General features: G+C 69.6%; 18 protein-coding genes. 4 read left to right on the top strand and 14 right to left on the bottom strand.

Translation table 11 applies throughout. The annotated features are described in order from the left end of the window. Positions 1 to 20 precede the first annotated feature (20 nt). The 9 genes from I7X39_RS07740 to I7X39_RS07700 all read right to left on the bottom strand — a co-directional run bounded on the left by I7X39_RS07740 (position 21) and on the right by I7X39_RS07700 (position 16,603). On the bottom strand, positions 21 to 3,041 hold the full coding sequence (locus I7X39_RS07740; RefSeq protein ID WP_198110404.1) for an EAL domain-containing protein: 3,021 nt from the start codon (positions 3,039 to 3,041) through the stop codon (positions 21 to 23). A 405-nt stretch (positions 3,042 to 3,446) separates the two neighbouring features. Further along, positions 3,447 to 4,589, bottom strand: coding sequence for a sterol desaturase family protein (locus I7X39_RS07735; protein ID WP_198110403.1), 1,143 nt, complete (start codon positions 4,587 to 4,589; stop codon positions 3,447 to 3,449). Positions 4,590 to 4,680: 91 nt separating this feature from the next. Further along, positions 4,681 to 6,297, bottom strand: a complete 1,617-nt coding sequence (locus I7X39_RS07730) for a methyl-accepting chemotaxis protein (protein WP_198110402.1) — start codon at positions 6,295 to 6,297, stop codon at positions 4,681 to 4,683. A 41-nt stretch (positions 6,298 to 6,338) separates the two neighbouring features. Next, positions 6,339 to 9,422, bottom strand: coding sequence for an EAL domain-containing protein (locus tag I7X39_RS07725; RefSeq protein WP_198110401.1), 3,084 nt, complete (start codon positions 9,420 to 9,422; stop codon positions 6,339 to 6,341). Positions 9,423 to 9,482: 60 nt separating this feature from the next. After that, positions 9,483 to 11,420, bottom strand: coding sequence for a methyl-accepting chemotaxis protein (locus tag I7X39_RS23500; protein WP_310739893.1), 1,938 nt, complete (start codon positions 11,418 to 11,420; stop codon positions 9,483 to 9,485). A gap of 158 nt (positions 11,421 to 11,578) precedes the next feature. Next, a complete protein-coding gene (locus tag I7X39_RS07715; RefSeq protein WP_198110400.1) occupies positions 11,579 to 13,846 on the bottom strand; it encodes a PhoX family protein in 2,268 nt (755 codons plus the stop codon). Between the two features lie 117 nt (positions 13,847 to 13,963). Further along, on the bottom strand, positions 13,964 to 15,043 hold the full coding sequence (locus I7X39_RS07710) for a cyanophycinase (RefSeq protein ID WP_198110399.1): 1,080 nt from the start codon (positions 15,041 to 15,043) through the stop codon (positions 13,964 to 13,966). A 35-nt stretch (positions 15,044 to 15,078) separates the two neighbouring features. Beyond that, positions 15,079 to 15,957 carry a DMT family transporter gene (locus tag I7X39_RS07705; protein WP_198110398.1) on the bottom strand — a complete coding sequence of 293 codons (879 nt, stop codon included), beginning with the start codon at positions 15,955 to 15,957 and terminating at the stop codon, positions 15,079 to 15,081. Positions 15,958 to 15,967: 10 nt separating this feature from the next. Continuing rightward, positions 15,968 to 16,603 carry a LysE family transporter gene (locus I7X39_RS07700; protein ID WP_198110397.1) on the bottom strand — a complete coding sequence of 212 codons (636 nt, stop codon included), beginning with the start codon at positions 16,601 to 16,603 and terminating at the stop codon, positions 15,968 to 15,970. Positions 16,604 to 16,732: 129 nt separating this feature from the next. Here I7X39_RS07700 and I7X39_RS07695 point away from each other — a divergent pair, with 129 nt between their 5' ends. Next, positions 16,733 to 17,362: a cation efflux transmembrane domain-containing protein gene (locus I7X39_RS07695; RefSeq protein ID WP_198110396.1), complete on the top strand. Its 630-nt coding sequence runs from the start codon at positions 16,733 to 16,735 to the stop codon at positions 17,360 to 17,362. Positions 17,363 to 17,372: 10 nt separating this feature from the next. Next, complete coding sequence (radA, locus tag I7X39_RS07690; RefSeq protein ID WP_198110395.1) at positions 17,373 to 18,731, top strand: DNA repair protein RadA; 1,359 nt, start codon at positions 17,373 to 17,375, stop codon at positions 18,729 to 18,731. A 306-nt stretch (positions 18,732 to 19,037) separates the two neighbouring features. Here radA and tgt read toward each other — a convergent pair whose 3' ends face one another. Beyond that, positions 19,038 to 20,165 (bottom strand): tRNA guanosine(34) transglycosylase Tgt, encoded by a 1,128-nt coding sequence (tgt, locus tag I7X39_RS07685; protein WP_198110394.1) that lies wholly within the window; start codon positions 20,163 to 20,165, stop codon positions 19,038 to 19,040. A 41-nt stretch (positions 20,166 to 20,206) separates the two neighbouring features. On the opposite strand from tgt, the gene I7X39_RS07680 reads away from it, so the two are divergent. Then, positions 20,207 to 20,983 carry a substrate-binding periplasmic protein gene (locus I7X39_RS07680; RefSeq protein ID WP_198110393.1) on the top strand — a complete coding sequence of 259 codons (777 nt, stop codon included), beginning with the start codon at positions 20,207 to 20,209 and terminating at the stop codon, positions 20,981 to 20,983. Positions 20,984 to 20,996: 13 nt separating this feature from the next. On the opposite strand, the gene I7X39_RS07675 is transcribed toward I7X39_RS07680, so the two are convergent. The 3 genes from I7X39_RS07675 to I7X39_RS07665 are packed head-to-tail and all read right to left on the bottom strand — an operon-like array spanning position 20,997 to position 22,335. Continuing rightward, entirely contained in the window at positions 20,997 to 21,359 is a 363-nt protein-coding gene (locus tag I7X39_RS07675) for a hypothetical protein (protein ID WP_198110392.1), read from the bottom strand. Further along, a complete protein-coding gene (locus tag I7X39_RS07670) occupies positions 21,356 to 21,907 on the bottom strand; it encodes an RNA polymerase sigma factor (protein WP_198110391.1) in 552 nt (183 codons plus the stop codon). Before I7X39_RS07670 ends, I7X39_RS07675 begins: the two co-directional genes overlap by 4 nt. Before the next feature lie 20 nt (positions 21,908 to 21,927). Next, on the bottom strand, positions 21,928 to 22,335 hold the full coding sequence (locus tag I7X39_RS07665; protein WP_198110390.1) for a DUF6249 domain-containing protein: 408 nt from the start codon (positions 22,333 to 22,335) through the stop codon (positions 21,928 to 21,930). Positions 22,336 to 22,420: 85 nt separating this feature from the next. Between I7X39_RS07665 and I7X39_RS07660 the strand changes: the two genes are divergently transcribed. Next, positions 22,421 to 23,011, top strand: a complete 591-nt coding sequence (locus I7X39_RS07660; RefSeq protein WP_198110389.1) for an IMPACT family protein — start codon at positions 22,421 to 22,423, stop codon at positions 23,009 to 23,011. A gap of 4 nt (positions 23,012 to 23,015) precedes the next feature. Here I7X39_RS07660 and I7X39_RS07655 read toward each other — a convergent pair whose 3' ends face one another. Next, complete coding sequence (locus I7X39_RS07655) at positions 23,016 to 23,429, bottom strand: hypothetical protein (RefSeq protein WP_198110388.1); 414 nt, start codon at positions 23,427 to 23,429, stop codon at positions 23,016 to 23,018. Positions 23,430 to 23,454 lie beyond the last annotated feature (25 nt).

Genomic DNA, 23,454 nt, shown 5'->3' with positions numbered 1-23,454 from the left:
TCCGGCGCGGCTGGCGCGATTCATGGTGCCGCCTCGCTCTCCAGGGGGCATGTCAGGCAACGGCCTTCCGCATCCAGGGTTTCGATGGCATCGGCCGGCAGGGGCTTTGAGAACAGATAGCCCTGAATCAGGTCGCAGCCATGGCGTTTCAGAAAACGGCACTGTTCGACCGTCTCGACCCCCTCGGCAACGACGGCGATGCCCAGGTCGTGCGCCATGGAAATGATGGAGCGCACCAGCGCAGCGTCGCCTGGGTCGACAGCCAGATCGCGAACGAAGGAACGGTCGATCTTGACCTTGTCGAAGGGCAAGCGCTTCAGGTAGGAGAGGGAGGAGTAGCCGGTCCCGAAGTCGTCCATCGCGAGCGACACCCCGAGCTCCTTGAGCCGTCGCAAGGTGGTTTCGTTGGCCTGGGTGTCTTGCAGCATCACGGACTCGGTGATCTCCAGACAGAGCAGTTCCGGTGGCAGCTGGGCCAGTTCCAGCGCCGCCGACACCTGCTCGATCAGATCGGCCTCGCGAAACTGGCGCACCGAGACATTCACCGAAATCTGCATCGCGGTACGACCGGCGGCCAGCCAGTGACTCAAGTCGCGACAGGCCAGTTGCAGGATCCTGCGCCCCAGGTCGGAGATCAGGCCGCATTCCTCGGCTACGCGAATGAAGCGATCCGGGGTTACCACTCCTAGGTGCCTGTCGGTCCAGCGCGCCAACGCCTCCACACCAACGGCTCGACCCGTGCAGAGGTCCACGATGGGTTGGTACTCGACCCGGATGCCATCCGAGCGCAGCGCGCAGCGCAACGCAGCTTCCAGGGCCATGCGCTCCTGCAGCCGTGCATTCAGCTCGGACGAGAAGAACTGGAAGTTCGCTCGGCCCAGGTCCTTGGCGCGGTACAGGGCCATGTCGGCATAGCGGTAGAGCGCGGTGGGGTCTGCGGTATCCAGGGGCAGGATGGCCACCCCGATGCTGGCCGTTGGATTGACCTCCTGCCCGCTGAGCACGAAGGGCTGGGAAATGACTTGCAGCAGCGCGCTGCAGATGCACTTGACGCGTGAGGTGTCCGTCAGATCGCCCAGCACCACCACGAATTCATCGCCGCCGTAGCGCGCTACCGTGTCTTCCGCCCGCAGTGCGCTGCTGATGCGTTGGGCAATCTCGACCAGCAGGCAGTCTCCGGCCTCGTGTCCATAGCCGTCGTTGATCACTTTGAATTGATCGATGTCGATGAACAGGAGGGCCATCAGGCCACCGTGTCGGTGGGCGTGCAGTGCGGCTTGATGCAAGCGATCCGCCAGCAGGGTGCGGTTGGGCAGGCCGGTCAAGGCATCGTGGGTGGCGCTGAAGGCCAATTGCTCCTGGGCTTGCTTGGTCTGGGTGATGTCGGTCTGAATGACGACAAAGTGGGTCACCAACCCGGTCTCGTCGGGAACCGGCGACAGCAGGGTGTCGGTCCAATAGAAGGATCCGTCCTTGCGGATTTGATGCAGCTCGGCGCGGGCCTCGCGGCGCTCACTGATGGCCAAGCGGAACTCTTCGACGCGATCCTGGTCCTCGGCCAGGCTGTAGAGCAGCCCCGCGTCGCAGGCCAGCAGCTCGGCCTCCGAGTACCCGCTCATGCTCTGCAGGGCCTGGTTGACATAGACGACCGGACGCTGCGGCCGTCCGGCATCGATGATCAGGACACCGGATGGGCTGTTGTCGAGCGCCCGGCGGTGCAGGCGTCGGGCTTCTTCGAGTCGGCGGCGCGCGCTGATGTCGTCCAGTACCAGTTGGAAGTAATGGCAGTTGCCGGCATGCCGCACCAGGGACACCGAAATCTGCAGCAGGCAGTCCGCTTTGCGGCAGTTCGGGGCGACCGGTTCCAGCGCCAGGGGTTCATCGGATTGCCTCAGTTGCGCAAGCATCTGAGCCAGGCCGGACAGTGGCAGGTACACCTCGATGTTGCGGCCGGCCAGGTCGGTGGGATCGGCCCCGAGCAGGCGTGCGGCGCGGGCATTGGCGCGCAGGACGGTGCCATCGGTGCTCACATGCAACATGCCGACGCCGGCTTGCGCAAAGGCGGACCGGAACTGCGCCATGCTGTCCGCCGCGTCGGCTTCGATGCGCATGTGTTCGAGTTCGGTCTCGGCGCGCAGCGAGAAGATTTCCAGCATGCGCGCGGCCCGTGCCGGATCGGCCAGTGGGCGGTTCCCGAAGACCGCCAGCACGCCGATGGGCATGCCCGTGCGGGTGTGCAGCGGGATGCCGGCGTAGCACTCCAGCTGCATTTGCCTGAGCGCGGCATCCATGGGGAAGAGCGCCTGTACTCCGCTGGGGTAGACACACACCCCCTTCCTGAGGACGGATGCACAGGGCGAACCCTCCAGGTCGTACTGGAAGTTCGGTTCGGACTGACCGCAATGGACGACGGTCAAGGTGCTCGCTTGGCTGAACTCGGCGTCATCCAGGGTCGACACCATGGCGTACTCCACCCCCAGCACGTCCGCGAGTTCCTTGGCCAGACTGCTGAGGAACTCACTGCCCACCGCCAGGGAGGTCGCGCGAAAGATCTTGACGACTTGATCTGAGCGCTCCCGCTCGGCGACGATCGCCTTCTTGTCGGCCTCGAAGTAGGCATCGAGGGTCAGACCGACGTCGAGAAAGAGCGCCTTCAGCAAGGCCTCAAGCGCGCGCTGAAAGCGGGCTGGCTGGGCGCTGTAGGTTTCCCACAGGGCGGGCAGCAGGGCGGCGAGGTACTTGCGGTAGGCGCCAAGAAACCATTCCGGCGCGAGACCGATGCGTTGGTGCGCCGAGCCGACCCGCTGGCGGCTCTCGGCATACGCGCGGTCATAGGTGCCGGCGGTCAAGCTGGAAAAGTGCGCGGCCTGACTTCTGTGCAGACGTTCCACGTCGTGCGCCTGAATCAGCCGGTCCAGATCTGGAAAGCGGCGCAGGTGTGCGTAAAACTGTTGCGTCAGCGTGTCGGGCGCCCGCTCCAACTCGGCATGCAATTCACGCAGCGCCTTGATGTCGTCGGCATTCAGCTCCAGAAATGCCATGCGCTGTAGCAAGGGGTCGGTCTGCTCCGAGGGAGCACCCTGCAGCTCTGCTGTCGGCAGTTGAGTTGACACGCACATCGAAGGCCTGCTCCCAAAAGACAACCCTATGAATAAGGGATTTCTTTTTCTGCTAGGAACTCTGCCCTGTGTTTACAAAGCTTTACATGGGGTTTGCACCGGCTCCGCTTGTGGGTGTCTGCTTGGTAGGTTCGGGGCACCGCAATGCGGCGCATGGGCGCATCCACGACCGCCTCGTTGGCCGCGTTTCGGCGGCAACTTGCGGTGCGGGGCGCAGCCGTCTGCGGGCGCGCACAGGGCCCCTGGATGGCGCTGCCGAAAGGGCTCCTGTGGCCGGAATCGAACGGACCTCAGGATCCCTGCGCCCGCTTCAGGCGCCGCCGCTTCTCAGTCTTTGTTCGCCCAAACGAAGGGGAACTTAAGCTGCTGCCAGAAGCCGTCGGGCACGTAGTCGCCGACCACGCCGTACTCGTTCGGCCACTTGCGGTCCGCCTGCACGGCGGTGCCGAACAGATGGTCCAGAAAGGCGAAGTGCGCGGCGTAGTTCTTGTCGATTGCTTCGTCGTCCTGGCTGTGGTGCCAGTGGTGGAAGTTGGGCGTGACGATGAGGTAGCGCAGCGGCCCCAGGCGCACGTCGACATTGGCGTGGTTGAACACCGCCTGGAAGCCGACGATGACGATGTAGGCATCGATCACCTCCTTGCTGAAGCCCAGCACGAAGATCGGCGCCAGCACGAGCGTCCGGGTGATCAAGAGCTCCAGGATGTGCTGGCGTGAGCCGGCCAGCCAGTCCATGCTCTTGACGCTGTGGTGCACCGCGTGCAGGCGCCACAGCATCGGCACCTCGTGGTAGGCGCGGTGGGTCCAGTACTGCACCAGATCGGCCACCAGGATGATGAGGAACAGTGCCACCGGGAAGGGCAGGCCCTGCACCCAGGCCTGCACGCCGTCCTTGGCGGCCCAGCCGAACAGCTTGTGCACCAGCAGGTTGGTGGCCAGCAGCACGAAACCCACCACCATGTGGTTGACGATGAAGTGGTGGAAGTCGGTCTGCCACTCGGGCCGGAACACGGGCTGGTGCTTGCGCAGCGGCCAGAGTTTTTCCACGAACACGAAGATCAGCGTAGAGCCCAGCAGATCGAGGATGAACCAGTCCAGGCCGATGTAGGGCGTGTGGTCGGGGAAGTTCGGGTCCACCTCGACCTTGCTGCCGCCCAAGGCCAGCGAGAGGCCCACCAGCACGAAGGTGCCCAGGCTCAACCAGCTCACGCGGCCGCGCAGGATGTTGAAAAGCGCGATGGCGCCGCTCAGCACCAGGGAGCCGAACAGCAGCTGGCGCAGCACCGGCACGCTGTAGCTCTTGCGCAGCTGCGGCGTCGTCAGGTACTCGGGGAAGTGGAAGGCCAGCACGCCCAGGAAGCACAGGATGGCCAGGCTGAATGCGATGACCCCCGAGGCCAGACCCTTGCCGGGCTGGATGGCGCCGTGCGATTCGGTCAGGCGGTTGAGCTTTTCGAGGGAGTCGTTCATGGCGCGGGGCAGGGGCGGGGCAAGCCCCGCATTCTGTGCGTCCACAGAGCGCCCGCCACGCTCGTAGCCTTGCGCTCCCGCATCTGCGGGATCAGGCCGGAACCAGCCCCTCGCCCTTCATGCCGCGTCTCAGGGCCACGGCATCCAGCTCCGCAAGCGAGTGCTCATGCTCGCGCAAGCGGAACAGGCGCATGCTGTTCTCCACGGCCTCCAGTTGCTCACGAGCTGACTGGGCCGAGGCCGCAAGCTGCTCGACCATGGCGGCGTTCTGCTGCGTCAGGCCATCGAGGTGCGAGACGGCGCTGTTGATCTGCGTGATGCCGCTGCGCTGCTCCTGGCTGGATTCGCTGATGGCTTGCAAGGCCTGCGAGACCTGTCCGACGGCATCCAGTGCCTCGCGCATGCGCTGCTGGGCGGTCTCGGTCTGTTGCGAGCCCTCATCCACGCGCTCGGTGGCCTCACCGATCAGGCGGCGCACCTCCTTGGCGGCCTCCGCACTGCGGTGCGCCAGGGCCCGCACCTCGCTGGCCACCACCGCAAAGCCGCGCCCGGAGTCGCCCGCGCGCGCCGCTTCCACCGCGGCGTTCAGCGCCAGGATGTTGGTCTGGAAGGCCACGCCCTCTATGACGTGGATGATTTCGCCGATGCGGCGCGAGGAGTGCTGGATCTGCGACATCGCGCGGCCGACGTCCTGCACGCAGGCATCGGTGCGGGCGGCCACGTTGGCGGTGTCCTGGGCCAACTTGGCACCCTGCAGGGCCGAGCTGGCGCTCTGCTGCACGTTGCCGGTGATCTGCTCCATCGTGGCCGCGGTCTGCTGCAGGCTGCTGGACTGCGATTCGGTGCGGCTGGAAAGGTCCTGGTTGCCGGTGGCGATCTCGGCCACCGCCTCGCGCAGGCGCTCGATCTCGGTGCGGCAGTCCAGCACCACGGTGCGGATGTTGACGCCGAGCTGGTTCAGCGCGCCCTGCAAGTCTTTCCAATCGCCATCGTTGAGGCTGCCGGGCGGGGCACAGAGATCGCCGGCGGCCAGGCGCAGCGCCTGCTGGGTGATCTGTTGGATGCAGGCGCGCTGGCTCTGGCGGATCACCCAGGCCAGGGCCAGCGCCGCGGCCAGGGCCGCAGGCAACCAGGCCAGCAGCGGGGCGCCGGCCGACACCAAGGCGCCCATCCCGATCAGGCTGGCCAGCCCGACCAGCGCGCTCAGGCCCTGGCAGCGCAGCCAGGCCCGGCTCGCACCGAGCAGCCGTCCGAGCGGATCGCGCCGCACCACCTGGCCTGCGTCCAGGCCGAGGCGGTCGCTCCCGCGCATCTGGGCGTACAGGGCCTCGGCCGCGCGCACCTGCTCGCGGCTGGGCGCGGTGCGTACCGACATGTAGCCCACCGTCCGTTCCCCCATGCGCACCGGCGTGGCATTGGCCATGACCCAGTAGTGGTCACCGTCCTTGCGGCGGTTCTTCACCAGGCCCGACCAAGGACGGCCGGCGGCGATGGTGGCCCAGAGGTCGCGGAAGGCCTCGGCCGGCATGTCGGGGTGGCGCACCAGGTTGTGGGGCTGGCCCAGCAGCTCTTCGCGGGTGTAGCCGCTGACCTCGATGAAGGCCTGGTTGCAGTAGGTGATACGGCCCTTGTCATCCGTGACCGACACCAGCGTGGCGCCAGGCGGAAAAAAGTGCTCGTGCTGGGTGACCGGACCGGTGTTCCGCATGGAGAGCTCCCTGAGCCGTCGCATGCGGCCTTGGAGCCCGACTATGAAACCGCGACCCCCACCCTGCCAAGCGCCTGCTGCGCGCTTCCTTCTTCATGAGGGCACAGGGGTCGCCAGCTGGCGACAAATCCGCGCACCCAGGCCGGCACCTGCTCGGGCGGCAGCGGCCGCGCGAAGCCATAGCCCTGGCCCTGGCGGCAGCCCAGGGCGAGCAGCAAGGCGGCGAGTTCGCGGTCCTCCACGCCTTCGGCGATGACCTCGCGGTCGAAGGCCTGGGCCAGGCCGATGACGGCCTGCACGATGGCGCGGTCGCCAGGGTCCTGCGCCATGCCGCGCACAAAGCCTTGGTCGATCTTGAGCGTGCGCACCGGCAGGTTCTTCAGGTAGGCGAGCGAGGAGTAGCCGGTGCCGAAGTCGTCGAGGGCGAACTGCAGGCCCAGGTCCTGGGCTGCCGTCAGCACCTGACGCACCGCCTGCAGGTCCTGCAGCGCGCCGGTCTCCAGGATCTCCAGCTCCAGCAGCGCCGGCGGCACCTGCGGGTGCTGGCGCAGCAGCTCGGCGAGGCGCTCGACGAAGCCGGGTGCCTGCAGATGGCGCGCGGCGATGTTGACCGAGACCGGCAGCGCACAGCCGGCCGCGGCCCACTCGGTCAGCTGGCGCAGGGCCTGGGCCAGCACCCAGTCGCCCACGTCGAGGCCGAGCGCGTCGTCCTCGATGACGGGCAGGAACTCGGCCGGCGGCACCAGGCCGCGCTGCGGGTGCTGCCAGCGGATCAGCGCCTCCAGGCCGATGACCTGGCCGCTGCCCATGTCCACCTTGGGCTGGTAGTGCAGGCGGAACTGGCCCTGTTGCAGGGCCTCGCGCAGCGCGTGCAGCAGCTGGTGGCGCGCTTGCAGGGCGGCGTCGTGCGCGGCATCGAAGTAGCACAGGCTGTTGCGGCCCTGTTGCTTGGCGCGGTAGGAGGCCTGCTCGGCGCCGCGCAGCACGCGCTCGGGGTTCTCGCTGTCGTGCGGGTAGAGGGCCACGCCCAGGCTGCTGGTCAGGCGGATGGTGTGCTGCTGCAGGCTGAAGGGTTCGGCCACGATGGCCTGCAGGCGCTCCAGCACCTCGCGGCTGGCTTCGGGGCTGCCCATGTCGCACAGCAGCAGCATGAACTCGTCCCCGCCCACGCGCGCCACGGTGTCGTCCTCGCGCAGGGTGAGCTGCAGGCGCCGCGCCAGCAGGCGCAGCAGCTCGTCGCCCAGGCTCTGGCCCAGGCGTTCGTTGATCTGTGTGAACTGGTCGATGTCCAGATGCGCCACCGCCACGCAGCGCTGGTGGCGGTGCGCGTAGGCGGCGGCCTGGCTCAGGCGGTCGCCCAGCAGGGTGCGGTTGGGCAGGCCGGTCAGGCTGTCGAAGTGCGCCACCTGCTCCAGGCGCTGCTGCTGGCTCTTGAGTTCGCTGATGTCGCTGAACAGCGCGACGTAATGCTGCAGCGTGCCCTGCGGGTCGCGCACCGCGCTGATGCTCAGCATCTCGGGGTAGACCTCGCCGCTCTTGCGGCGGTTCCAGATCTCGCCGCTCCAGTGGCCGCGGCGCAGCAGGGTCTCCCACATGGTGCGGTAGAAGCCCGGGCTCTGGCGGCCGGACTGCAGCAGGCGCGGGTTGCGCCCCAGCGCTTCCTCGCGGCGGTAGCCGGTGACCTGGCAGAAGGCCTCGTTCACTTCCAGGATGGTGCCCTGCGGGTCGGTGATGGTGATGCCCTCACGCGCGTGGGTGAACACGCTGGCCAGCAGGCGGGTGCGCAGCTGATGCTCGCGCTCGGGGCGCAAGTCGCGCACGAAGGCCAGCATGGCGGTGTGGTGGGCGCGCTGGCTGCCGGCCACCGGCTGCAGGGTCAGTTCGGCCGGGAAGGGCTGACCGGCGGCGTCCAGCGCCACCAGCTCGGTGCGCAGCTCGGCGGGCTGCGGCCCCTGCAGGTGCGCCAGGCCTTGGCGCCAGCCGTCCTGCGAGCCCGGCGCCAGCAGCGTGGCGAAGCCTTGTCCCGGGCGCAGCGCGGGTCCGAACAGCCGGGTGGCGGCGCGGCCCCAAAAGCGCAGGCGGCCGCTGCGGTCCAGGCTGAACACCGCATCGCGCGAGGCATCGGCCAGCATGCCCACGCGGCGCACGCTGCGCGCCAGGCGGCGGCGTTCCCACAGCACGGCCAGGGCACACAGGCCCAGCGCGCCCAGACCCAAGCCCAGGCCCAGCCGGTGGCGCAGCCACAGCTCCTGCAGCAGGGCCCGGCTGGTGTCGTCGAAGGGCGGCTCGCCATGGGCGCGCAGCACGGCCACGACGTCTCGGTAGTCGGCCGGGATGGTGAAGCCCGCCAGTGCCTGGCCGGGCGCCGCTGGCATCGACAGCAGCGCCGCGGCCACGCGTGCGCCCGCGGCGGGGCTGAGCTGCGGGCTCAGCAGGGCCGGCCATTCCGGGTAGAGCCGGGTGGAGACGCGCAGCGGAAAGCGTGACCACTGCTTGGCGCCCAGCACGCGGATCTGCCGCAGATCCAGCTGGCCGGCCGCGGCCAGGTCTTCCAGCACGCCGGTGCGCACGAAGCCGGCCGCCGCCTGGCCCTTCAGCACGGCCTCCACCACCGCCCACTGGCTCGGGCCCACCGGGTGCAGCTGCTGGGCCTGCGGCGCCGGCAGGCCCTGGTCGATGAGCTCCTGCGCCTGCATTTGGTAGGCCCCCAGCCAGTGCCGGTCCGGCGCAGCGATACGGGCCAGCGCCAGTTCCGGCAGGGCCTGCGGGTGGCTGGCCCGCTCGAGCGTGAAGATCACGCCACCAAAGCTGCCCAGGCCCTCGGCGGCCTGGGGGTGCGGCCGCATCAGCCGGGTGGCGATGGGGCTGCCCACGCGCTGCTGGTGCAGCAGGCTCACGGCATGGCCGGGGTGGGTGAGCACCAGGTCGAGCCGGCCTTCGTGCAAGGCGGCGTCGAGCTGCTCGCGGGTGTGAACCGCCAGCGCCACGCGCTGCCCCAGGCTTTGCGCCAGGTGCTGCTGCAGCGGCTGCCACAGGCCCTGCTCCTGCGCAGGTTCGCCCACCGCCAGCACGCCCACGCGCAGATGCGGTGCCGGCGGCTCCGCCTGCGCGACTGGGGTGGGCATCCCCAGCAGCGCAAGCGCCAGGGCCAAGGCCCTGGCCGGAAGTGGCCGGTGGCGCACGGCTCAGCGCAGCCGCAGCCGGAACACCGCCACGGCGTCCACCAGCTGCTGGGCCTGCTGCTGCAGGCTCTCGGCCGCCGCCGCGCTCTGCTCCACCAGGGCGGCGTTCTGCTGCGTCACGCGGTCCATCTCACTGACGGCCTGGCCGACCTGCTGTACCCCGCTGCTTTGCTCGGCGGAGGCGGTGCTGATCTGCGCCATCAGCACGCGCAAGCGCTCGGCCTGCTGCACCACCTCGGCAATCGTCTGGCCAGCCTCGTCCACTAGCCGGTTGCCGTGCTCCACGCGCGTCACGCTGGTGTCGATTAGGCCCTTGATCTCGCGCGCGGCATCGGCGCTGCGCTGCGCCAGCGCGCGCACCTCGCTGGCCACCACGGCAAAGCCGCGGCCCTGCTCGCCGGCGCGCGCGGCCTCCACGGCGGCATTGAGCGCCAGGATGTTGGTCTGGAAGGCAATGCCGTCGATGACGCCAATGATGGCCTCGATGCGGCGCGAACTCTCCTGGATGCCGTGCATGGTCTGCACCACCTGCTGCATCACGCTGCCGCCGCGCTGCGCCATGTCGGCCGTGCCCAGCGCCAGCTGGTTGGCCTGCTGCGCGTGCGCGGCGTTCTGGCGCACGGTGGCGCCCAGCTGCTCCATCGAGGCGGCGGTCTGTTCGAGCGCGCTGGCCTGCTGCTCGGTGCGGTTGGAAAGGTCCTGGTTGCCCTGGGCGATCTGCGTGGCGGCGGTGGCCACGCCGTCGGCGTTCTGGCGCACGCCGGCCACCACGCCGGTGAGCTGCTCGTTCATGCGTTGCAGGGCGCCGAGCAGCTGGCCGGTTTCGTCGCGGCTGTCCACGTCGACCTGGCCGCGCAGATCGCCCTGGGCCACGGCACGCGCCAGGTCCACCGCCTGCCCGATGGCGGCGCTGGTGTGGGCCGCCACGCGCCACAGGATCCAGCCGGCCAGGCCGGACAGCAGCAGCAGGCTGCCGAGCAGCACCGCGATGGCCTGGCGCGCGGCGCGGGCCTGCGCCAGCACCTGCTCGCGCAGCAGCTCCAGTGCCCGGTCCATCAGCGCGAACTGGCGGTCGATCTGCTGCGTCTGCTGGGCGTAGAAGGTGGCCGGCTTGAGGCTGGGCTGCTGGCCTTCCACCAGCTGCGCGTGGCTGAGCGCGAGCGCGGCCAGCGCGGCCTGGCGGGCTTCGGCCAGCGGGATGGCCAGGGGCGCAAGTTCGCGCGGGCGGGCGGCGATGGCCAGGTCGAACGCGCGCTGACCTTGTGCCAGCAGCTGCTGCGCCTGTTCGATCTGGGCCTCGATGCGCGCGCGATCCTCGGGGCCGATGCTGGCGCTGCCCAGGGCCCGTGTGCCGCGCGCGCGCAGCTGCCCGAGTTGTTCGGTCAGGCGCGGCAGCTGGGTCAGCACACCGGCCTGCAGGTTCAGCAGTGCGGGCTGGGCGTCCTGCGCCAGGCCACTGGTCTGGGCCAGGTCCTGCAGCAGGCGCAGCTGCTGGTCGATGAGTGTGCTGTGGCGCCGCAGGCTCTGGCTGCCGTCCAGCTGGCGCTGTGCCACCGCCTGCATCAGGCTCTGGGCCTGCTGCTGCAGCTCGGCGCCCCGCTGCGGCAGGCCGGCGGGCTCGAAGGGGGCCAGCGCGGCCAGCACGCGTTCGGCGCTGGCCTGGACCTGGGCCTGCTTGGCGCTGCGCGCATCTGCCTGGCTGCCATCACCGGCCAGCAGGCCGGCCGAGAGCCCCCGGTGCTGCTGCGTCAGGCGCACCCATTGCAGCAGCTCGGTGGCAGGGGCGATGCCGGCGGCCTCGCGTTCGGCCACCTGCCAGGTCCGCCAGTCCCCTTGCAGCAGCCGCGCGCTGGGCAGGGCCAGCATCAGCAGCGCCAAGGCCGACAGCAGGGCGAACTTGCCGCGCAAGGACAGGTTCTTCAGCCAGTTCGACACCGCCATCACGCACTCCGCTTTCAAAGAATGCGGCGATGCTGGGTGCAGGGCGGTTTGGCCACCTTATTGCAGGTCAAGCCCCGGGGGGCTGAGCCCCTCGGAATCGTGCGGTCTGTGGCGCCCGTACCGCGGCCCTCCTTCGAAGGAAGGAGGGCTTGCCGGGCTCAGCGTCCGATCACATCCCCGTCGTTCTTGGTGATGACGATGGTGGCCGAGCGCGGTCGCTTGCCGGCGCCGTAGCCGGCGTTGCTGGGCCACTGGCTGGTGTACTTCGTCGGGTCGGCGACATTCGCCATCGCCGTGCCTTCGCCCGGGTGCTGGATGTTGATGAACAGGGCCTTGCCGTCCGGGGTTTCGGCGATGCCGGTGATCTCCGAGTCGCGCGGGCCCACCAGGAAGCGCTTGAGCTCGTTGGCCGCCGGCGTCTTGCCCACAAAGGTGTCGACGTTCAGCGCGCCGCCGCTGCTGCGGCTGTAGCTCAGGGTCTTCTTGCTGCCGTCGCCCACTTGGCCGGGGATGGCGGCCAGCATCATGCAGTTGGTCACATCCGTGTAGGCACCGTCATCGGTCTGGATCCAGCAGATGCCGGTGGCGGGGCTGAAGGCCAGGCCGTCGGGGCTGCTCATGTCCTGGTCGGCCGTGAGGTTGCTCAGGTTCACCATGCCGGGCGCGGCGCTGGCCTCGGCGGCGAACAGGTAGACGTCCCAGGTGAAGCTGCTGGCGCCGGCGCCGCCCGTGCCTTCCTTGATGCGCAGGATGTGACCGTTGGGGTTGCCGGCCTGGCTGGTGCCGGCGCCCTTGATGTCGGTGTAGGCGCGCGGGTTGGCGCTGTCCGGGGCCAGCTGGCTGCCGCCGGCGGCGGGCTCGGCGCGGCGGTTGCTGTTGTTGGTCAGGGTGAAGTAGATCTCGCCGTTCTTCGGGTTCACCGAGCACCACTCGGGGCGGTCCATCTTGGTGGCGCCCACGGCATCGGCGGCCAGGCGGGTGTTGACGCAGATGTCGGCCTGGTCGGTGAAGGTATAGCCGGCGTAGTCGCGCACGGTGGTGTTGGCCAGGCTCAGCTCGACCCACTGGCCGCTGCCGTCGGCGTTGAACTTGGCGACGAAGAGCTTGCCCTGGTCCAGGTACTTGGCGCCGGCGGCGAGGCGGTCGGCCGGGTTGGCATCGGCCTCGCTCCACAGCGCGGTGGAGACGAACTTGTAGATGTACTCGTTGCGCGAGTCGTCGCCCATGTAGGCGGCAATCGGCTGCCCGGCCACAGGCTTGCCGAAGGCCGCGCTCTCGTGCGCGAAGCGGCCCAGGGCGGTGCGCTTCACCGCCTTCTTGCTCTTGCTGTACGGGTCCACTTCGAGGATGTAGCCCTGGCCGTTCATCTCGTTGCGGTAGTCGTCGCTGCCGTCCACCGAGACGCCGCTCTTGCTGATGTTCCAGCGCTGGTAGCGGTCGTCGGCGCCGCCGGTTTCCCAGCCGTGGCGCGAGGCCGCACCGGCCGCGCGGCCGTAGCGCTTGAGCGCGGTGACGCTCTTGTCGTTGTTGCGCACGGTGTCGTCATTGCCGGCGCGGAAGAAGTAGCCGGCCCAGTTTTCTTCGCCCGAGACATAGCTGCCCCAGGGCGTCTTGCCGGCGCCGCAGTTGTTCAGCGTGCCGCGCGTGGTGGTGCCGGTGGGCGAGAACTTGGTGATGACCTGCAGGCTGCCGCGCACCGGCCCGGCAATGTCCACCTCGGTGTTCTGGTGGATGCGGAAATTGAAGGCCGAGTCCTTCACCGTGGCCCAGCTGCTGCCGTTCTTCTTCACTTCCACCACCGAGATGCCGTGGATGGCAAGTTCCTTGTCCACCTCGGCGGCCGGGCGCGGCAGGGTCTTGGTGCCGCCGTTGGCGTGGATGAAGAAGGAGCTGACCTCGTCCGTGGTGGCCTCGTGGTTGATGGCCAGCAGGCCGCGGTCCACCGCGGTGGTCGAGGGCGCGCCGCTGCTGCTCAGGCCGAACCACTCCATGCCGTCGTGGTGGTCACCGGCGCGGTTCTCCCAGTCGGTGTCGGTGCCGTCGTTCTTGAAGTCGGCGGTGGCGGCGCGCAGCGGGTCGCCCAGCGCGTAGAGGATGCTGACGCTGTAGCCGGCCGGCACGGTGACCTTGTCGTCCAGGTTCTTGGCCACGGCGGCAAAGCCCAGGCTGGTGACGATGGGGGACGGTGCGGGTGCGGGGGCCGGTGCCGGGGCGGGAGCCGGCGCGGGGGCCGGTGCCGGGTCATCGCTGCCGCAGGCGCTCAGCAGCACGCTGCCCAGCGCTGCGCTGCTGGCACCCAGGCTGCCGCGCAGGATGCTGCGGCGGCTCAGGCGCGCGCTCAGCACCTGGTCGAAATGCGGGTTGTCGCTGCGGTTCGAGTCTTCGTCGTTGAAGTCGATGCGGGGGGCGTCGGTGCGCTGGTTCATGGTGTGCGTGGGTGGGGTTTTCAGACCCACGCACTGTGGTCAGCGACGATGAAAGCCGCGTGTAAACGGCGTGACAGCTTCGTGACGCCGCCCCGGCTTGGCTGCGTAACCCAGCCCTCAGTAGGGCGAACCGCCGGCCTGGCTGCTGAACAGCGCCCCGCCGCTCGCGCTCAGGAAGTAGGGGCTGCCCTGGATCGTGCCGCTGCCCCACAGGCGCAGGTCGAACGGGCCTTCGCCGGCGCGCAGGCGGTTCACCTGCACGCTGCTGAACTCCAGGGCCTGCTTGGCCTGCACCTTGCTGGGCGCTACTGTGGGCAGCAGGAAGTAGGCGCTGCTGGCGCCGTGCACGCTGGCGCGGCCGTCGTCCACCACCAGGGCGGTGCCTTCGTCCACACCGATGCCGCGCGCCCGGCCCAGTGGTTGCAGGCCGTCCTGCACCATGCGGGCCAAGAAGGTGACGAGCCGGCCCATGCGGTCGCGCGTCACCAGGTGGCTGTCCATGATGGAGCCGGCGAGCCCGTCCAGGCCGGTGATGAAGCCGGTGTCCAGCGTGAGCTTGCGGTCGTAGGGGTTGGCCAGCGCGGTGGCCGAGGTGATCGAGCCGTTCACGCCCGTGTAGTCCACATCGCCCAGCACCGCCAGGCCCGCGCTGGTGCCGCCGAAGGGCACGCGGCGCGCGCGCAGCTGGCTCAGCGTGGTGTCCAGCGCGGTGCCCTTCCACAGGCTGATGTAGGTGCTCTGGTCGCCGCCGGCGATGAAGAGCACGTCCGCCTTGGCCACCACCGCATTCAGCTCGGGGTCGTTGGCGCCGGTGCGGCTCTTGATGACGTAGGTTTCGACCGAATCCACCCCCGCCATGGCCATCAGGTAGGGGTTGTAGCCGTCGGCGCCCGAGGTGCGGATCACCACCACATCCACCTTGGTGCCGCTGCCGCCGCGCGCCTTGTCGATCATGGCTTGGTAGGCGGAATCGACATCGTTGCCGCCGCCGGCCAGCACCCACAGCGGCGTGGCGGGCTGCGGGGGCTGGGCATCGCCGGCGTTGCCGCTCAGGTAGTAGTCGTAGTGCTTGCTGCTGCGCGTGGCCGCCTGGCCGGTGGCCTTGCCGTTGTCCGAGGCCCAGGCCGCACCGGCCAGGTTGACGAACAGCAGGCCGGCCAGCAAGAAGCGGCGGGAGAGTCGGGGCGTTGGGTTCATGGCGAGCTCCATTGGAGCCGCCCAGTGTGCGCCCTTCAGCTGGCGGCGGCCTGACGCTGCGCCAGCCACACGCTGCCCACGCACATCAGCATGCCGGCCAGCGCCATCGGTGTGGGCTGCCAGCCCTCGAACAGGGCCGAGATCGTCAGCGCGATGACGGGGATCACCACCCCCATCAAGGCCGCGCGCGCCGGGCCCTGGCGCTGCGCCAGCTTGAAGTACAGGACAAAGGCGATCACCGTGCCGAACAGGCTCAGGTAGAGCCAGCTCAGCACATAGGGCCAGCGCCAATCGAACTGCAGGCCCACGCCGCTGACCACCGAGAGCAGCAGCAGAAAGGCCGCGCCATAGCCCATGCTCCAAGCCAGGATGGGCAGCAGCGAAAGCCCGCGGCGCGTGAGCGTGAGCGTGAGCACATTGCCGATGCAGGCGGCCAGCACCGCGCCCAGACCGATGGCCAGCCCGTAGCCGGCCTGCGGGCGCGCGCCGCTGGCGGCGATCTCAGGCCAGAACACCAACGCCACACCGGCCACGCCCCCCAGCGCCGCGAGCAGGAAGCCGCGGCTGCTCTTCTGGCCGAAGGCCCACCAGGCGCCCAGCGCGTTGCCGAACACCATCAGCGCGAACAGCACCGCCACCAGGCCCGAGGGGATGTAGCGCTCGCTTTCGTACACCGCCCAGTAATTGCCGCTGTACTGCACGACGCCGGCGGCCAGCATCAGGCCGTGCGCGCTCTTGGGCAGCTTCAGGCTCTGGCCCTGCCAGCGCGCCAGCCCGGCCAGCACGGCCGCGGCCAGCGCGAAGCGCCAGCCAACCGAATTGAGCACCGGCACCTGCCCCAGCTGGTACAGGATGACATGCCAGGTGCTGGCCCAGATCAGCGTCGGGCCCAGGAACAGCAGCCAGGTCGGCATCCGCGGCTGCTCAGCTCTTCTTGATCGTGGCCAGCAGCAGGCCGGCGGCCACGAACAGGCCGCCAAAGGCGCGGTTCATCAGCTTGATCAGGCGCAGGTCCTTCAGCGCGCCCAGCACCTTGGCGGCCAGTGCGGTGTAGCCGCCCATCACCACCAGGTCGGTGAAGCCCAGCGTGGCGGCGATGACGAGGTACTGCGGCGCCAGCGGCTGCTCCAGGTGCAGGAACTGCGGCACCACGGCGAGCAGGAACACCGTGCCCTTGGGGTTGATGGTGTTGACCAGCCAGCCGCGCAGCACCAGGTCGCGCCGGCGCGCCTTCGCGCCGCCCGTCACGCCGTCGTCCTGTGCGCGCAGCGCCACCACCGGCGCGCGCCATTGCTGCACGCCCAGGTAGATCAGGTAGGCCACGCCGGCCCATTTGATGACGCTGAACAGGGTGGTGGAGGTGGCCACCAGCGCACCCAGGCCCACACCCACCAGCAGCACCTGGGTCCAGATGCCCAGGATCAGCCCGGCCGTCGTCCAGTAGCCGCGCTGGAAGCCATGGCTGAGCCCGCTGCTCATGGCGGCCACGGCACCGGCGCCGGGCGACAGGCTGATCGCCCAGGAGGCGGCAAAAAAGGCGAGCCAGGTGCTCAGTTCCATGGGGGTCTCCAACAGCGGGGCGCCGATTGAAACATGAAACCCCTGGTTAACCCGGGGTCATGGTGCTTGACCTTGCAGGGGCTTCAGGCTTTGCAATGGCGCCCGTTTCTATTCCACACTCTGCACGCCATGGGCGCTCACTGCTGCCACACCCCCACCACCCCCGCCGAAGACCCGCGCCTGCGCCGTGCGCTCTGGTTCGCACTGGCCGTCAACGGCACCATGTTCGGGCTGGAGATCCTGGCCGGCCTGCAGGCCGGTTCGCTCGCCCTGTGGGCCGACGCGATCGACTTCCTGGGCGACACCCTGAGCTATGCGATGACCCTGGCCGTGCTGGGCGCCGGCCTGGCCGCGCGCCTGCGCGTGGCGCGCATCAAGGCCGCCATGATGGGCAGCCTGGGCCTGGCGGTGCTGGCACAAGCCGTCTGGCGCCTGGGCCAGGGCGAGGTGCCGCAGGCGCCGGTGATGGGGGCCGTGGGCCTGCTGGCCTTGATCGCCAACCTGGCCGTGGCTTGGGCGCTGTACCGCTACCGCACCGGCGACGCGAACCTGCAATCCGTCTGGCTGTGCTCGCGCAACGACGCCATCGGCAACCTGGCGGTGATGGCGGCGGCGCTGGGCGTGTTCGGCACCGGCACGGCCTGGCCGGATTTGGGCGTGGCGGCCCTGATGGCCGGCCTGGGCCTGAGTGCGGCCTTCAGCGTGTGGCGGCAGGCGGCCAGCGAGCAGGGTGAAGCGGGCCATTCCCACGCCCACTGAGAATGGCCGCATGGCCAAAGAGAAATCCGTCTACACCTGCAATGAATGCGGCGCCAGCAGCCCGCGCTGGCTCGGCAAGTGCCCCGGCTGCAATGCCTGGAACACCCTGGTGGAAGGCCCGGCCGAGCCGGCCGGCGGTGGCAAGGGCCACCGCTTTCAGGCCTTGGCCAAGACCAGCGCCGTGGCCACGCTGTCGGAGATCGAAGCGGTGGACACCGCGCGCACGCCGACCGGCATCGAGGAGCTGGACCGCGTGCTGGGTGGCGGCATCGTGGCCGGCGGCGTCACGCTGATCGGCGGCGACCCCGGCGTGGGCAAGTCCACCCTGCTGCTGCAGGCGCTGGATGCGCTGAGCCGCAACATGAAGGTCCTGTACGTGACGGGCGAGGAGAGCGGTGCCCAGGTGGCCATGCGCGCCCGACGGCTCGGCCTGCCCGGGACCGCGGTGCGCGTGCTGGCCGAGATCAACCTGGAGCGCATCCTCGCCACGTTGGAGGCCGAGCAGCCGGCTTTCTGCGTCATCGACTCGATCCAGACCGTCTACACCGAGCAGCTCACCAGCGCCCCCGGCTCGGTGGCCCAGGTGCGCGAATGCGCCGCGCTGCTGACGCGCGCCGCCAAGGGCAGCGGCTGCAGCATGGTGCTGGTGGGCCATGTCACCAAGGAAGGCGCCCTGGCCGGCCCGCGCGTGCTGGAGCACATCGTCGACACGGTGCTCTACTTCGAGGGCGACACGCACTCCAGCTTCCGCCTGGTGCGGGCCATCAAGAACCGCTTCGGCGCGGTGAACGAAATCGGCGTGTTCGCCATGACGGAGAAGGGCCTCAAGGGCGTCAGCAACCCGAGCGCGATCTTTCTCTCGGCCCATGCCGAACCGGTGCCTGGCAGCTGCGTGCTGGTGACGCTGGAAGGCACGCGCCCGCTGCTGGTGGAGTTGCAGGCGCTCGTCGATGTGGGCGGCGCGCGCCGCCTCTCGGTGGGCCTGGACCGCGACCGTCTGGCCATGCTGCTGGCGGTGCTGCATCGCCATGCCGGTGTGGCGACAAATGATCAGGACGTGTTCGTCAACGCGGTCGGCGGCGTGCGCATCAGCGAGCCCGCGGCCGACCTGGCGGTGCTGCTGGCGATCCAGAGCTCGCTGCGCGGCCGTCCGCTGCCGCGCGGCTTCCTGGCGTTCGGTGAAGTCGGCCTGGCCGGCGAAGTGCGCCCCGCGCCGCGTGGTCAGGAGCGCTTGAAGGAGGCGGCGAAGCTCGGGTTCTCCGTGGCCGTCATCCCCAAGGCCAATGCGCCCAAGAAGCCGATCGAGGGGCTGACCGTGCATGCGGTGGAGCGCATCGAAGAGGCGATGGACTGCGTGCGGGGGCTGTGAGCCCTTTGGTCGACGACCGAGCGCGCCAAGGACACGGGGCGGGCACTTCCGCTCATGTCCTCCGTCAACAGCCTGCCGGCTGTTGACTTCCCCCTTTACTTCGCTGCAGTGCCCACCCCGCGCCCTCGGCCAATGGCACCGAGTGTTTCGTTGTGCATGCCACGGTCGTGCTGGAGCAGGACGGCAGGGTGCGGCTCGGAGCGAAGTAAAGGAGGAATCCGGTGCGCGGCAGCGCACCGGAGGGGGACATGAGCGGAGGGCCGCACCCTGGCGGCCTGATCGCGCTCGGTCAATGCAGGAACACGACTAAACCCCGCGCGCCCGATCCGCGTGGAACTGCGCCTTCCACTCCGCAAAGCGCCCACCATAGAGCGCCTCGCGGATCTCGCGCATCAGGTTCAGGTAGTAGTGCAGGTTGTGAATGCTGGTCAGCATCGGGCCCAGCATTTCGCCGCAGCGGTCCAGGTGGTGCAGGTAAGCGCGGCTGAAGCCGGTGCAGGCCTGGCAGGAGCAGGTCGGATCGATGGGCGACTCGTCGCTCTTGTAGCGGGCATTGCGCAGGCGCAGATCGCCGAAGCGGGTGAACAGGTGGCCGTTGCGCGCGTTGCGCGTGGGCATCACGCAGTCGAACAGGTCGATGCCGTTGGCCACGCCCTCCACCAGGTCTTCGGGCGTGCCCACGCCCATCAGGTAGCGCGGCTTGTGGGTGGGCAGCAGCGGGGCGGTGTGGGCCAGGATGCGCTGCATCTCGGCCTTGGGCTCGCCCACCGACAGGCCGCCGATGGCGTAGCCGGGGAAATCGAGATCGATCAGGCCGGCGGCGGAGACATCGCGCAGGCTCTCGAACATGCCGCCCTGCACGATGCCGAACAGCGCATTGGGGTTCTGCAGGCGCGCGAACTCGTCGGCGCAGCGCTTGGCCCAGCGCAGGCTCATCTCCATGCTGGCGCGGGCCTCGCGTTCGGTCGTCAGGCGGCCCTTGGTTTCGTAGGGCGTGCACTCGTCGAACTGCATCACGATGTCGCTGTTCAGCACGGTCTGGATCTGCATGCTGACCTCGGGGGTCAGAAACAGCTTGTCGCCGTTGATCGGGCTGGCGAACTTGACGCCTTCCTCGCTGATCTTGCGCATCGCCCCCAGGCTCCAGACCTGGAAGCCGCCGCTGTCGGTGAGGATGGGCTTGTTCCAGTTCTCGAAGCGGTGCAGGCCGCCGAACTGGGCCATCACGTCCAGCCCCGGGCGCAGCCAGAGGTGGAAGGTGTTGCCCAGGATGATCTGCGCGCCCATGGCCTCCAGGTCGCGCGGCATCACGCCCTTGACGGTGCCGTAGGTGCCCACGGGCATGAAGATGGGGGTTTCGACGACGCCGTGGTTCAGCGTCATGCGCCCACGGCGGGCGGCGCCTTCTTGGCGCAGGAGTTCGTAGCGAAGCATGGGAGCGATTGTCGGTGGCGCGGGGGCTGCATACTCGCCGCATGCGCCCGCTTCACGGTCCGGTGTCCGGCCTGCTCGCTGCCTTGCTGGGGTCTCAGTCCCTGGCCTGCGGGCCCCTGCGCATGGCGTACTACGAGTACCCCGGCCTTTACGAGCGTCAGCCTGGCGGGGCGGAGGTCGGTTTCGAGGTCGACCTGCGCAGCGCCATGGAAGAGCGCAGCGGCTGCCGCCTTGAGCCGGTGTACCTCAGCTCCAAGCGGGCGTGGCTCGACATGGCCGAGGCGCGGATGGACTTGATGGCGTCGGCCCTGCAGACCCCCGAGCGGGCGCGCAAATTCGATTTCTTGCTGTTCGCCCGCACGCGCGCGCTGCTGCTGATACCCAAGCCGGTGCCGGCCGGGCTGGGCTCCCGCGAAGCCTTCGAGGCATCGAAAGCGCGGGTGATGATCGTGCGCGGCACCTCGTACACCCCGCGCGTGTCGGCCTGGCTGGAGCGCCTGCGTGCCCAGGGGCGCGTCAGCGAGGCCGGCGACATGCCCTCCGCCCTGCGGGCCTTCGGCGTCGGGCGCGCCGAGGCGCTGCTGATCTACCCCATGGCCCTGGTGGGCCGCGAAACGGACTGGCTGGAGCGCCACCAGCTGCAGGACTGGTGGCCCGAGGAAACCGCCTACGGCGGCTGGGCGCTGAACCGCCAGACGGTCAGCGCGGCCGACCGCCAGCGCCTGCGCGAGGCGGCCGAATCCCTGCGTGCCGACGGCACCTTGCAGCGCCTGGGTCGCCGGCACTTCGGCCCGCTGGCTGTGCACATGCTCAAGTGAAGCGGCCGGCGCCTCAGCGCCAGGGCGAGGCCCAGGCCTGCGGCAGGCTCCACCAGGCCAGCAGGCCCAGGCCGCAGGCGCCCAGCAGGCCGGCCTCCAGTGCCGCCCCACCGCCGGCGGCCAGCGCCAGCGCCTGCTCGGGCCACAGCGCCAGCAGCAGGGCCAGCAGGCTGCCCAGGGCCAGGGCCTGCAGGTGCGGCAGCAGGCGCTGCAAACGCTGCAGCGCCCTCTGGCGGGTTGGCGCCGCTGGCGCCGGCAGGGCCGTCATCACCCGCTGCACGAAGGCATCGTCGTCCAGCAGTTCCGGGTCGGGGCGCAGCAGTTCGGCCTGCTGCAGCAAACGGTCCAGTTCGCGTTCGGTGGGGTGAGCACTCATGTGGGGCTCTCCTGTGGCAGCTGGCCCTCGGCCAGCCAGGCGCGCAGCTTGGCGCGGGCGCGCAGCACCTGGGTCTTGAGCGTGCCCAGCGGCCAGCCCAGGGCCTCGGCCGCTTCGGCGTGCGAGAGGTCGGCGTAGAAGCACATCAGCACGGCCTCGCGCTCGGGCTCGCGCAGGCGCGCCAGCGCGCGCTGCAGGTCCAGGCGTTCGCCGGTAGCGGGGGCGAAGTCGCTGTCCGCGGCATCCGGGGCCTCGTCGGGGAGGGCCTCGGGCCAGGCCTTGCGAGCCTGCTGGCGAAAGGCGTTGATGGCCAGGCGCGTGAGCCAGGTGCGGAAGCGCGCCTCGCCGCGAAAGCCCGGCAGCGCGCGCCAGGCGGCCACGAAGGCCTCCTGGGCGAGGTCATCAGCCAGCGCGTGGTCGCCCCGGCAGAGCCGGCGCAGCAGCTGGCGCAGATAGGCCTGGTGCGCGCGCACCAGGCGCTCAAAGCTGGGCCGGTCGCCGCCGCGGGCGGCGGCGATGGCTTGCGCTTCCAGCTGCTGTTCGGTCATGCCGTCACGCGCTCAGGTCGTCACGCGGGGTGCTTGCTCTCGTACTTCCAGAGCACGAGGAAGGCCGCACCCAGGCACAGCGGAATCAGGCCGATGGCCCACAACCAGGAGCTCGGGCGCATGACGAAGAACATGCCGGCCAGGCCCAGGCCGACGGCCAGGTTCACGGCGCCGGCGCGCAGGTGGTAGTGCGGGCTGCCCTTGCTGGCGCTGGGCGCCTCCTCGCTGCGAAAGGCCGAGCCATCGAGCAGCTGCGGCGGAATCGGCTGGCCGGCGGCGCTGAGCTGGCGCACGGTTTCATGGATGGCGCGCTCGCGGCTGGTCTTGCTGACGTAGTGGGCCACGATGGCCACGATCGGGATCAGCAGCGCCACGATGGGGATCATGAAAGGCAGGATGTGCTTCAGAACGAAAATGTCGCTTTCCATGGCCGTTGGGCTCCGAAAGGGTGGATGGTGATGCTTGGATGCACGCCGTGCCCGGTTTGGATTCAGGGCCGCGCAGAAATTTTTGATGTCCGACACCCTGGCCGCGCCGGCCCATGCTGAAACCCTGGTCAAGAAGAGCCGTTTCCTGGCTTGCGTGGAACCCTGCGCCGACCGCGAGCAGGCCCTGGGCCGCGTGGCGGCGTTGCGCGCCCAGCACCCGCAGGCCGCGCATGTCTGCTGGGCGCTGATGGCCGGGGGGCACAGCGCCGCCAATGACGATGGGGAACCCGGTGGCACCGCCGGGCGGCCGATGCTGGAGGTGCTGCGCCACCAGCAGCTCGAAGGGGTGCTGGCCACCGTGGTGCGCTACTTCGGCGGCGTGAAGCTGGGCGCGGGTGGCCTGGTGCGCGCCTACGGCGACGCCGTTTCTCAGGCCCTGCAGGGGGCAGAGCGCATCACGCTGGTGCGCCGCCAGGCCCTGGCCGCGGCGGTGCCCTACGCGCTGGAAGGCGTGCTGCGGCGCGAACTGGCCGCCGCCGGGCTGGAGGTGGAGGGCGCCGAGCATGGCGCCCTGGCTCTGCTGCGCTGGCAGGCCCCGACCGACCAGGTGGCCGCGCTGCGCCAGCGCCTGACCGACGCGACCCAGGGCCGAATCGACTGGCGCGAAGCGGACTGAGCCGCTACCAGACGTTACCGGCGCCTGGAGAGTAGGTGGCGGAAATCACCGAGTTCGCCTGCAGGGTTTGGCACTTCACGATGCCGCTCGCATCGGTCATCGCCGCATCCAGTTTGACCACGCCGGCCGCGAGCTCCACGGTCGCACCCTTCACCTGCGTCTGCGCGCCCAGCAGCTCCACGCGCGGCGCGTCCACCTTGACCGTGCCGGACGAGCGCACCGTCACCCCGCTGTTGTCGATCAGCAGCCGGCTGTTGCCCACCACCAGCTCGATGCGCCGGTGCGAGCTCAGCTCGATGCTGCCGTCGTTGCGCAGCAGGCCATTGAGGCGCTCTTCCAGCTGGCGAATGCGCTGCTCCAGCAGGTTCTTCATCTGCATGGGATCCAGGTTGTTGTTGCTCAGCGGGCTCGGGGGCATGGCGCTCTCCTGAAGGGGGAGGGCC

The organism is Inhella proteolytica (assembly GCF_016093275.1).
GTDB classification, from domain to species: domain Bacteria; phylum Pseudomonadota; class Gammaproteobacteria; order Burkholderiales; family Burkholderiaceae_C; genus Inhella; species Inhella proteolytica.
This window is presented reverse-complemented; position numbering and strand designations above follow the sequence as displayed.